This is a genomic window from Gracilibacillus saliphilus, assembly GCF_010994085.1.
GTDB classification, from domain to species: Bacteria; Bacillota; Bacilli; order Bacillales; family Amphibacillaceae; genus Gracilibacillus; species Gracilibacillus lacisalsi.
In genome coordinates, this window is the sequence record NZ_WJEB01000010.1 from 80,483 (window position 1) to 91,522 (window position 11,040).

Below are 11,040 nucleotides of genomic sequence, written 5' to 3' on the forward strand. Positions count from 1 at the left end.
CTTCTTATACTTTCTGCAAAAAGCTTAGAAATACTCATAGTTGGAGGAATTAACGCACTGCTTTATGATCTTGTCTCCTCTTTCTCTAATGATTGATATAATTGTTCAGAGAAAATTGGTAAAGCAAAATAAAAAGTTGTCCCTTTCTGCTCCTTACTTTCCACCCATAAGCGACCATTATGACAAAGAATAATTTCTTCGCTAATAGCAAGACCTAGTCCATTACCTTGCCCCCTACTCTTTGTATAATACCGGTCAAATACATAGGGAATATCTGATTGGGAAATACCGGCTCCTTCATCTTTCACAGCGAAAATAACTTCATTCGATTCAGAAATGGTTAACGTTATTTCAATCGTACCTATATCGGTATGTTTAATGGCATTGGAAACTAAATTCGCCATCACTTGCTCCAATCGCATCACATCGACTTCCACTAACGGATACTCATCCGTACAATCAGCTTCGATTCGCTGGCTAAAATCAAGACCAGCCTGTTTGATTTCTAACTCGAACATATGACAGAAATGCCCATACAATTGGTCGACAGGAATGGCTTCCATCGAAAAGTTCATGTTTCCTGATTCTAGTTTGGATAAGTCGAATAAGTCCTTAATAAGCTTATCCAAACCGCCCATTCTATTTTTTATGATGTGTAAGTATTCCTTTTGTTTTACAGGATCATCCACCAATCCATCTAATAAAGCACTGACATAGCCTTGAACTACCGCAACTGGTGACTGGAGGTCATGTGACACATTTGAGAGTAAGTGTTTCATTTTCTCTTTTGAATTGTTCAATTGCTGGTTAACCTCTGTTAATTGTTGATTGGTTTCATTTAATAATGCTGTTCGTTTACGTACCTTTTCTTCTAAATCGGCATAAAGATAAGCGTTAACAATCGATACTGCCGCTTGAGATGTAATAAATGTTAATAAACTTAATCGCTCATGGGTAAAGACATGTGAAGATTTATTGTTTTCCATATACAAAACAGCTACAAGTCTGTCCTGGTTGACAATCGGGAGACACAATAGCGATTTTACCTGTCTCTCTTGAATATAATGATTTTCGATAAAAGGTCCCTGTTCTGCTGCATGGTCTAATACAACCGCTTCCCTACTATTAACTACAAAATGAACGATAGCTGTTGATACATGAGAGTGATCCTCTAGTGGTTGGGGCTGATCATATATTTTTACGTCTCCATCCATATGATTATAGGCTACCAATTCAAGCTTGTTTTCTTTAGGCAACAGAAAGGATGCATGCTCTGCCCCTGCGTAAGTTAAAACCATTTCCATTAATCGGCTAATTAATTGATTTAAAACCACTTCGCTAGAAATGACTCGAGCCGCTTCAAAAACTGCTTTTGTTTCTAAGCTTTCCTTCATGTGATAGTTGGTTGAGAAACTCGTGTTGATTTGTAGTAACAAATCTGGATAAGTTTGCTTGACTTGTTCTGCGACATGCACGGCACCCCAATTAATATAACCGTTATAGGCCTCTGTCACAAAGGACTTGGCAGTTTTGGGGAACTGTTTTGCTAGATAAAAATTTGCCGCACAGTGATTGGCGATTGCTACATCTTGGAGGAATCCATTCTCTTCTGCATTTTCTATTGCTTGATGATAATTCACGATCGCCTGATTATCCTGACCAGCCAGTTTTTGATATTCAGCAAGAATCAGTAAATACTTATGCAAATAGTTAGTTGGAGAGTGTTTTGCCCAATTTTGTAATTTCTTCAAGTTAGACTTTAACTTACTTAAACCTCTTCTTCTCGTGATCTCTTTTTCTTCTATTAACTTTATAATCCATAGTGAATGGTACAAAAAGTAGTCTGGTGCAACGATTAAAACCATGGTATTGTCTACGAGTGGTTCTAGCTCTTCGATCAGTGATATTGCTTTAGAACGGTGGTTAAATAAATAGGCCATTTGCAAGCGAGTAGTCTTATGAATAATTGCAGCTGATTTATCATCTGTGAACTCGGAAAACTCCCATGTTGGCTGTTTCTCCTGTGAGGAAAGTACATCAATCCATTCCAATAACTCACTTAAATAATCATTGGAAATCGCATATTCATGTTTCTTTGCAAATGTTAACTGTCTTTCGATTCCTTCCTTAACCTGTTCTAAGTTATCTCCCTTTAGATACTGTGTCAGGCCAATGAATGCACCAGTAGCACCAGCTAAATGTAAATTGCCTGATTCGATACAAAGCTGCTGTGATTTCTCTAAATATTCTAAGCTATAGCGGATAGGCTTTATCCAATGATTAACAAAAGAACCAAATACAAAGTAAACTCGTGCTTGTAATGCACTATCTCCAGACTTTTCTACATGTCGAATCGCAAGACTTCCAAATCGATAACTTCCTTCGTAATCACTAAATCCAGCACTTAATGTCAAAGCATAATTGTTGTAAACAAGTGCAGCTAGATCCATATCACCATATTTCAAGATTAACCGGAGTGCTCGCAGCATCAAAATCGTTGCTAAATTTTGATCAAAATGATATGTCGGCGCATTGGAATTAATGAGGGTTCGCATAATCAGCTTTTGATCTTCATCTGTTACGGCAGGGAGCTTAAGTAAATCTTCTTCCCGTTTGTTTGCTAAAGCAAGCTTTGTTAACAAATATTCTTTTGCTACTAGCGCTTTATTCGGGTTATCCTTTATTTCAATACCATATAGCCGCAAACCATTAAGCCCTGAATTTGTCGCTTGTTTCACCTCATGGATATGGGTGTACAATGTTATTTTTAAATTGTAAATATACAACTTTTCTTGTGAGGTTTTTGCTTTTAGTAATGTTTCTTCAAAAATGTCTTCTGCTTTTTCAAAAAATTGGTTAAGGTATAATGATTCGCCGTATCCCACCATAACAGCATATGTCTCCTGATAATCACTCTCCCACTTATCCTGAGGTAATAATTGAAAAGCATTCTGATAAAATGTTAATGCTGATTTAAATGCTGCTGCACGCTTTGCTTGTTCGCCAGCTATACGATTCCATTTGATTAAATCGCTTAGTTGACCTTTAGTTAGCCGAGATTGACAGAGGTTCAAATGGTTCACAATCGAAAAAATGTGATCTTCCATTTCATCCGTGGTCAAATGACTAATTAATTCTTCTGCAATCAATAAATGAGTTTGCTCGCGTTCTTCTGTAGACATCGATGTATAAAATGCTTGTTGAATCTTATCGTGTAAAAACCGATAGTTTGGAGGGTTTTCATCTAGTAGCTGTTCATTCTCATTGGGATAGACCCATTTATAACGGGCATCTAGCGGGAGGATAACCCCTTCTTCTAAACCATTCCATAATTGATTTGCTGTTGTTACATAACTTTCCCCAGCGATAGTTGCCAATAATTTAAGATTAAACTGACTTCCTATACAAGCAGCCAATTGTAATAGCTTTTTCGTTTCTGCTCGTAACGTATTGATCTGCTTCATAATAAAATCAATCATGGAATCTGTCATCGGAATCTCTTTCAATGTGGTAAGGTTAATTTGCCAAGTTGCTGTACTTAAATTAAAATGAATCATTTTTTCTTGATTTAACAATTGTAATAACTGAATGATAAAAAAAGGATTTCCTTTTGTAACACGATAAGTTAACTCTACCAATGGTTCCGCATCTATTGCTTCAAGAGAAAGAATTTCCTCTATCCATTGTTCGATATGGGCCTTTGCTAAGGGATGGACAGGTATAGTAGATACATGTACTTCAGTTTGATTGATTTGATTGACAAACACTTCAAAAGGATGCCCAACTGACACTTCATTATCACGATAAGCACCAATAATCAGTAAATTTCTTCTGTCTGGATTTGTTAGAAGATGCTTCATTAAATCAATCGTCGCACTATCTGCCCATTGTAAATCATCGATAAACAATACAAGTGGATGTTTATCAGTAGCAAACACCTCAACAAACTTTCTGACCGCTAACATGAAACGGTTATGGACGCCTTGCGGTGGTAGTTCAGATCCTTCTTCCTGCTTTCCAATCAACCATTCAATTTCCGGGATGAAATTTGCGATTACCCAAGCATTATTGGCCAATGAATGAAACAGTTTAGCTCTCCACCTTTGAATACTTTCCGCATCCTCCGATAAGATTTGCCTTATTAAAGACCGAAAAGCTTCAATAATCGGTGCATAAGGAATATGCTTCTGATATTGAACAAACTTACCCGAAATAAAATATCCTTGTTTGTTTAATAATGGTCGATGAAGTTTTTGAACCAAGGCAGTCTTACCTATACCAGACGGACCCGGGAGTAATACTAGTGCAGGCTTTCCATGCTGAACATGCTCAAACTTGCTGATCAACTCCTCCAGTTCACGATCTCTGCCATAAAGTTTATTTGGCTTCTCAAGCATCGGACTAGCATCATGCTCTCCTAATGAAAATAACCCTAAGTGATTATTGGAATAAAAAGCATGATAACATTTTTCTAAATCTTTCTTTAATCCGTAAGTACTTTGATACCTTTGTTCCGGGACTTTAGCAAGTAATTTCATAATGATATTAGAGATGATTTCAGGTATTGTAGGATTAACTTCATGAGGGTGAATCGCCGCTTGCGCCAGATGTGCATGAATCACCTCTACTGGGTCCTTCGCTTGAAATGGAACACGATCGGTTGCTATTTGATAGAACAAAATACCTAACGAATATAAATCGGAACGGTAATCAATCGGTCGATTCATTCTACCTGTTTGCTCAGGAGATACATAACTAACTTTTTCGATCTGATATGGGGTTATGTCAGCTTGCGGCATTTCTTTGATGAGCATAGTCGATTGGTGAAAGCCTGTTAATTTTAATTGATCGCTATCTGGGTCATATAAAATATGATCTGGTTGAATCGATTTATGAATAATATTGTTTTGATGAACTGATTCAAGGATAGTTGTTAATTTAATCGCGATCTTTAGAAATGTGCTGATATCAAATATTTGATTATTTCTTAACCATTCTGTTAAAGGTGGTCCTTCAAAGTACTCCATCACCAAATAAGGTTGTTCCTTACTTTTTTCTAAGGCTACTGGTTTAAGAACTCCATAAAGCTCTGAATCAGATAGCGTATAATACTCATGAATTAATTCAGCTTTTGATTGGGGATGTACTTTATTAGGGATAACCTTGATCAAAACTTGTTCCTCATTGAGACTAGAAACTGCTTTATATAATACCCATGACTTTGAAGCAATAACCTTATCCTGCAGTTGATAACTCGATAATTTCTTCATCATCTATCACCCTAATTTTCAAAATTTTAAGTTAATTTTAACCAGACTTTAGCTCTTTTTTAAACTCGCTCCTTATACTTTGGATGACGAGTAAGAAAGGGGGAATACATTTGCAAAATACAAAGACAAAAAATCATCAGGATAAACAGGAGTTAGATAAGGAATGGTTAGTATTACTTACTTTCGCCAAACAAAAGGGATTTACTGTACAGCAGGTGAAACAATTCTTAAGAGAAAAGAAGATGTCAGATTAAGGCGATTTGATATCGTGCTGTTCTTCGATTCGATTAAATTTATAACCAATTCCGCGGACCGTTTCAATATACTTAAGTTGATTAGTATCTGTTTCTAACTTCTTTCTTAGATTACTAATATGTACCATAACCGTCCGATAATCTCCTAAACTAGTTTCATCCCAGATTAACTCAAATATTTTCTCTACACTAAACACTCTTTCAGGATTTTGCGCTAACAAACATAAAATCTGAAACTCCTTCGCCGATAATCGCAATGTTTTGTTAGTTAACTTCACGACAGCGCTGTCAAGATTAATCTCTAAGCCTGGGTACTCAATTATATTGGACTTTTTCTCCATGGTTTCATTTTGTTTATTAGTGTTGAACAGCTTCCGATACCGGCGTAAATGCGCCTTTATTTTAGCGATTAAAACTGGTGAACTGGTTGTTTTCTCAATAAAATCATCACCGCCAACACCTAATCCTAAAATTTTATCCATATCATCTTGTTTGGAACTAAGGAAAATAATAGGTATATCTATTATTTTCTTTATTTCCTGGCAAAGCTCATATCCGTCTAATTTAGGCATCATTACATCTAAAATAATTAAATCTGGCGTTTCCCGCTCGACCATTGCCAAAGCTTCTAAACCGTCTTCTGCAGATAACACTTGGTAGCCGTTTTCTGTCAAATACAATTCCAATATGTTACGCATATCCGCATCATCATCAACTATTAAAATCTTTTCGCTAGCCACCATTGATCCCCCTCTTTTAAACTATTATTATTCCTTCTGCTCACAATATTGTATATATCTTTAGTACTTTTGGGTAATATAAACTACCTATAAATGGTACTTTTCTATTAGTATACCAAAGGTTTTACATAGCACAACAATATAATTAATTATTTTCAATTTTTCCATCATATTTATAGGCAAATTCTACTAAATCCCATAAAAAGATGTTTAATTTTTAAAGTATTTCCTTTAGCTTTTGTGGTTAAAGGTTTTCCATTAACAAGCTAAAATATGAATTGGAAAGGAGGTTGACCACTGATTTGTAAGCGTTTTACTTTTTTCGGTACAATTTTTAAATATGGAGGAATTCAAAATATGAACAGGAATTTTAAAAGGTTTATTTCATTATTTCTCGTAACGATTTTGGTCATTCCATCTGGCTGGGTTACTCCGGTTACAGAAGCGGCAACGACTGAAGATATTCCAGTTCTTCTCTATCACCGTGTCGTTGAAAATCCCACAGATGAATGGACGGACACTAGCACTGATAAGTTTGAACAGACGATGAGATATCTCCATGACAACGGTTATAATACACTCACCGCAGAGCAATATGTTCGCATCATGGAAGGAGAAGAGGATGCTCCTGCAAATCCCATTTTATTAACCTTTGATGATGCAACTCCAGATTTTATCACCAACGCACTTCCCATCCTAGACGGTTTTAATATGAATGCGGTTCTATTTGTTGTCTCCGATTGGATCGATGACGACTACAGCATGTCCGAAGAGCAATTACTTAGTTTAGCGGATAAACCTAACGTTAGTATTCAAAACCATAGCATCGATCACAGTGATGCTGTATGGGGAAATGGTGTTGGTAGTGACAGTACGATCACAACAGAAGATGCTGAACATCAAATTGCTGAAGCTAACACATATCTAAAAAGTATTACCGGTCAAGATCCGACGCTTATGGCCTATCCATACGGTAGCTATAACGACAAGGCAAAAAAAGCAAATGAAGAACAAGGGATTAAGTATGCATTTAAAGTAGGCTATCCTAATGATGGAGATTATGCAATGGGGCGTCATTATGTCATGATGGATACGACTTTAGAGGAAATTGCTAATTGGATTGATGGTCCGGCACCAGCCCCTGTTGAAGAATCAGACGAACAGCCAGAAGAAATTGTTTACCAAGAATCCTTTGCAGATGGACAAGGTCTAGCAAGACAATCTGGTGGAGCTAGTCTTACTACCGTGACAGATAAAGCATTTGAGGGCAATGATGATGGTACTGCTTTATACGTAAGCAACCGTAGTAATGATTACGATGCAGTAGACTTTACTTTTGACGAACTTGGTTTAGAAGATGGAAAGACATACACAGCTACTGTCACTGGTTATGTTGATCGTGACGAATTTATTCCTGACGGGGCACAAGCAGTTCTTTCTACTGTCGATAGTTATACTTGGCTATCCAATAGCGATTTCGTTGCTGGGGAAAGCTTCACATTAAATGGACAATTCACGGTTAATACTGAAGCAGATACAAGCTTAAGAGTTCAATCTAATGCTGATGGTGCGACTGTTCCGTTTTATGTTGGTGAAATTGTTATTACGGAACAATCATCAGATGATAATAATGAACCAGATGCAGATAGACCACCTGCCAAAGAGTTCACACCTATTACATTTGAAGACGGGACTACTGGCGGTTTTGAAGCTAGAGGCGGAGAGGAGCTTCTAACCGTAACCGATGAAGCGAACCATACAGAAGATGGGGCTTTCGCGTTAAAAGTGGAAAACCGATCTGAAAACTGGCATGGTCCATACTTACGCGTAGAAGAGTTTGTCGATCAAGGTAAAGAATATCGAATTTCTGCTTGGGTTAAGTTGATCTCACCGGATAGCACTCAGTTACAATTGTCTACTCAAGTTGGTGAGGGAGATGGAGCTAATTACAACAACCTACACGGAGAGACGATTACAACAGAAGACGGTTGGGTGCAATTAGAAGGAACTTATCGCTATGACAGTGTTGGTGATGAATATTTATCCATCTATATAGAAAGCTCCAACAATAGTACAGCTTCATTCTACATTGATGATATAACATTTGAGCCGACAGGTTCTGACGATGTAGAAGTGGAAAAAGACTTAACGCCAATCAAAGATGTATACGAAGATGATTTCTTAATTGGAAATGCAGTTTCTTCCGGAGAATTCGAAGGCACTAGACTTGAACTGCTTCAAATGCATCATAACCTCGTTACAGCAGAAAATGCTATGAAACCAGGTTATGCTTATAACGACAATCGAGAATTTGATTTCGAAGCAGAGGATGCACTTGTTGGAAGAGCATTAGAAGAAGGCTTTGATGTACATGGTCACGTGCTTGTTTGGCACCAACAATCAGAAGAATGGTTACATTCCGATGAAGATGGTGATCCACTAAGTCGTGAAGAAGCACTTAAAAATTTAAGAAACCATGTCCAAACAACAGTGGAACACTTCGGGGATGACGTTATTTCTTGGGACGTTGTCAATGAAGCAATGATTGATAACCCACCAAACCCATCTGATTGGAAAGCATCTTTACGTCAATCAGGTTGGTATCATGCTATTGGAGAGGATTATGTAGAACAATCCTTCCGTGCAGCAAAAGAAGTCATTGATGAAAATGGCTGGGATATCAAGCTTTATTACAATGACTACAATGATGATAACCAAAACAAAGCAGAAGCCATTTACCAGATGGTTAAAGAAATTAATGAGGAATATGCAGCAGAAAATGATGGCGAACTACTTATTGATGGTGTTGGCATGCAAGGACACTACAATTTAAATACTAATCCGGAAAATGTAAGGCGTTCGATGGAGAAATTTATCTCTCTTGGTGTAGAAGTTGGTGTGACAGAGCTTGATATTACAGCTGGTAGCGACAATGAGCTAACTGAGCAACAAGCCATTGCACAAGGTTATCTATATGCACAATTGTTCCAGATCTATAAAGAACATGCTGAACATATCTCACGTGTTACATTCTGGGGGCTGAACGATGCGACAAGCTGGAGAGCTGAACAAAGCCCATTATTGTTTGATAAAGACTTGCAAGCAAAACCGGCATACTATGCTGTAATCGACCCTGATACATTTATTGAGGAACATGAGCTTGAGGAGACAGAAGCAAAGCAGTCCACAGCTTCATTTGGAACTCCTGAAATCGATGGATCAATAGATGATGTTTGGAACGATGCAATAGAGTTACCAGTTAATCGCTATCAAATGGCTTGGCAAGGAGCAAACGGAACAGCCAAGACTTTATGGGATGACGAAAACCTCTATGTTTTAATTCAAGTTAGTGACTCGGATCTTGACGATACAAACGAAAATGCATGGGAGCAGGACTCTATTGAAGTATTCGTTGACGAAAACAACGCAAAGACATCATTTTATCAAGATGATGACGGACAATATCGAGTAAACTTTAACAATGAAACCTCCTTCAATCCGGAAAGTATTGCTGACGGATTTGAATCTGCAACTGATGTTTCTGATAATGGTTACACGGTAGAAGTAAAGATACCGTTTAAAACGATTTCTCCTTCTGACAATACAGAAATTGGTTTTGACGTACAAATTAATGACGCAAAAGACGGTGCTCGTCAAAGTGTTGCAACATGGAACGACACAACTGGTGCCGGTTACCAGGATACATCTGTATTCGGTATTTTAACACTGGAAGATTCAAGAGAATCTACACCTGACCCAGAGGAATCGGGTGATCCGGAAAAGCCAGGTTCAGATGATCCAAAACCTGAAAAACCAAAACAAATCGTAACCAAACCAGTAGTCGAAGATAAACAAGCAACGATTAAAGATGACGATATTAATAAGTTAAAACATGAAGATGAATTAGTCATCAACCTAAAAAATCATGACTCTTCCATCACTGTTTCATTTACTAGTGATCAAGTGAAACAGTTAAAGCAACAAAATACTATCATCACTATTAACATGAAAGATGTAACTATCCAATTACCAGCCTCCATATTTACTAATGGAGATCAAGCTGTAGATTTAGAAATTAAAAAAATGAAAGATTTAGAAGAGGCCTTAAGCACAGTGTATGACTTTACCATTTTCCAAGGTGACGAAGAAATCAGTCAGTTTGATTCGAAGGTTACCCTTTCATTTAAAGTTATTCAGGAAAAAGTAAAAGATCCTAATAAAGTAAAATTGTTCTACTGGAACTCCGATACGGAGGAATGGGAACTCATTGGTGGAGAATACAAAGATGGGTTAGTGACAGCCGAAACGGATCACTTTAGTACATTTGCAGTATTTGAGATAGAAGACGAAAAGGAGAACAGCGAGAACAACGAAAATTCTGAGGAAGACGAAGGCAATGAATTGCCTGATACCGCTACTAGCACATTTAATTATTTACTAGCGGGATTCATTATCCTATTTGTTGGCGGAGCCTTCCTTATTTATAGTAAGAGAAGAGAAGCGTAAATGAAATGGGGGGGACTGATGCATGGCATCAGTCCCTTTCTTGACTTACTGGCATAGTCCGCTAATTTTTCTGGCAACTTTTTATGATTTACTGGCAACTATTGCTGGTTTTCTGGCAACTTTTATGATTTACTGGCAACTCTAGCTAGTTCTCTGGCAACTTTTATGATTTACTGGCAACTTTAGCTATTTTTCTGGCAACTTTTATGATTTACTGGCAACTTCGGCTAGTTCTCTGGCAACTTTTGCGATTTAATTTATGCAAAAGAA

5 protein-coding genes are annotated in these 11,040 nt (G+C 37.4%); 3 read left to right on the top strand and 2 right to left on the bottom strand.

Annotated elements, in window-relative coordinates; translation table 11 throughout:
• Positions 1 to 62: 62 nt before the first annotated feature.
• Complete coding sequence (locus tag GHT08_RS10435) at positions 63 to 5,270, bottom strand: ATP-binding sensor histidine kinase (protein WP_163581345.1); 5,208 nt, start codon at positions 5,268 to 5,270, stop codon at positions 63 to 65.
• Between the two features lie 110 nt (positions 5,271 to 5,380).
• On the opposite strand from GHT08_RS10435, the gene GHT08_RS10440 reads away from it, so the two are divergent.
• The gene (locus GHT08_RS10440; RefSeq protein ID WP_163581346.1) at positions 5,381 to 5,524 is read left to right on the top strand and encodes a hypothetical protein; all 144 of its coding nucleotides are present in this window, start codon (positions 5,381 to 5,383) and stop codon (positions 5,522 to 5,524) included.
• Here GHT08_RS10440 and GHT08_RS10445 read toward each other — a convergent pair.
• Positions 5,521 to 6,267, bottom strand: a complete 747-nt coding sequence (locus GHT08_RS10445) for a response regulator transcription factor (protein ID WP_193568289.1) — start codon at positions 6,265 to 6,267, stop codon at positions 5,521 to 5,523. The two genes, GHT08_RS10440 and GHT08_RS10445, sit on opposite strands and share 4 nt — an antisense overlap.
• A 354-nt stretch (positions 6,268 to 6,621) precedes the next feature.
• On the opposite strand from GHT08_RS10445, the gene GHT08_RS10450 reads away from it, so the two are divergent.
• Together GHT08_RS10450 and GHT08_RS22390 are read left to right on the top strand one after the other, a co-directional pair.
• Positions 6,622 to 10,770, top strand: coding sequence for an endo-1,4-beta-xylanase (locus GHT08_RS10450; protein WP_163581348.1), 4,149 nt, complete (start codon positions 6,622 to 6,624; stop codon positions 10,768 to 10,770).
• A 22-nt stretch (positions 10,771 to 10,792) separates the two neighbouring features.
• Positions 10,793 to 10,915, top strand: coding sequence for a hypothetical protein (locus tag GHT08_RS22390; protein ID WP_272953892.1), 123 nt, complete (start codon positions 10,793 to 10,795; stop codon positions 10,913 to 10,915).
• Positions 10,916 to 11,040: the final 125 nt, after the last annotated feature.

Coding starts and splice junctions, on each gene's coding strand:
- GHT08_RS10435 (WP_163581345.1), bottom strand. CDS start 5,270: ATGAAGAAATTATCGAGTTATCAACTGCAGGATAAGGTTATTGCTTCA.
- GHT08_RS10445 (WP_193568289.1), bottom strand. CDS start 6,267: ATGGTGGCTAGCGAAAAGATTTTAATAGTTGATGATGATGCGGATATG.
- GHT08_RS10450 (WP_163581348.1), top strand. CDS start 6,622: ATGAACAGGAATTTTAAAAGGTTTATTTCATTATTTCTCGTAACGATT.
- GHT08_RS22390 (WP_272953892.1), top strand. CDS start 10,793: ATGGCATCAGTCCCTTTCTTGACTTACTGGCATAGTCCGCTAATTTTT.